The organism is Aphanizomenon sp. UHCC 0183, assembly GCF_009712065.1.
GTDB lineage: Bacteria > Cyanobacteriota > Cyanobacteriia > Cyanobacteriales > Nostocaceae > Dolichospermum > Dolichospermum heterosporum.
Window position 1 is genome coordinate 17,747 of record NZ_VILC01000092.1, and the last position, 1,020, is coordinate 18,766.

Here is a 1,020-nt window from a genome sequence, read left to right on the forward strand (position 1 = left end):
GTAGGCTTTCCCCCGCGCTCTAAAGAGACGCGGCTCCCAGTCTTCCCGCAATCTCCTGGTGGGAATTAGACGGTTTTTCGACCAAAGCGACAGCAAGGGAGAAAAACATGGAGGCAATTCACAAATCTTGTGTTACACTATTTCATAATAAATACTTTTCACTCTAATATGCTCAAAATTGTCAAAGTCAGATTATATCCAAATGCCCAACAACAGCAATCATTAGCACAAGCTTTTGGTAGCTGTCGTTGGCTATGGAATTATTTTTTGAATTTGATGAACGAAACTTATAAAGAGACAGGTAAAGGATTGTCTGGATACGAAGTTAAAAAGATAATTCCTCAACTAAAGAAAGAACATGAGTGGCTATCTTTAACCTATTCTCAGTGCTTGCAACAAGTCTGTTTAAACCTGGGAGTTGCATTTAACAATTTCTTTGAAAAAAGAGCTAAATACCCCAAGTTTAAATCTAAGCATGGTAAGCAGTCTATTCAATATCCTCAAAATGTTAAAATTGCTGATCATCAATTAATCCTACCAAAAATAGGGAAAGTATCAGCAATTATTCATCGAGAGATTGAAGGGAAAATTAAAACCGTAACCATCACCAAAAATTGTAGTGAACAATATTTTGCTGCAATTTTATTTGAAGATGGCAAAGATAAACCAGAGTTAATTGCAGAAGGCAAAGCAATAGGTATTGATTTGGGGCTAACTCATTTTGCAATTACCAGTGATGGTTCTAAATTTGATAACCCCAGAATACTTAATAAGCATGAGAAAAACTTAAAATTAAAACAACAGCAATTATCTAGAAAACAAAAAGGCTCTAACAACCGAAATAAAGCTAGAAAGAAAGTTGCTAGAGTTCATAGAAAGATAACTAATTGTAGAGAAGATTTTCTTCATAAACTATCTCGTAGGATAGTTAACGAAAACCAAGTTATTGTGGTAGAAAATCTTCATGTTAAGGGCATGATGCAAAATCACTGCCTAGCCAAATCTATTCAACAAGTTGGT

The 1,020-nt window shown here is 34.9% G+C and carries 1 protein-coding gene; it reads left to right on the forward strand.

Features of this window, described 5'->3' with window-relative positions:
* Positions 1-168: 168 nt before the first annotated feature.
* Positions 169-1,020, forward strand: an 852-nt coding sequence (locus FJR37_RS21765; RefSeq protein ID WP_168467100.1) for an RNA-guided endonuclease TnpB family protein, incomplete at its 3' end; no start/stop codon positions are given.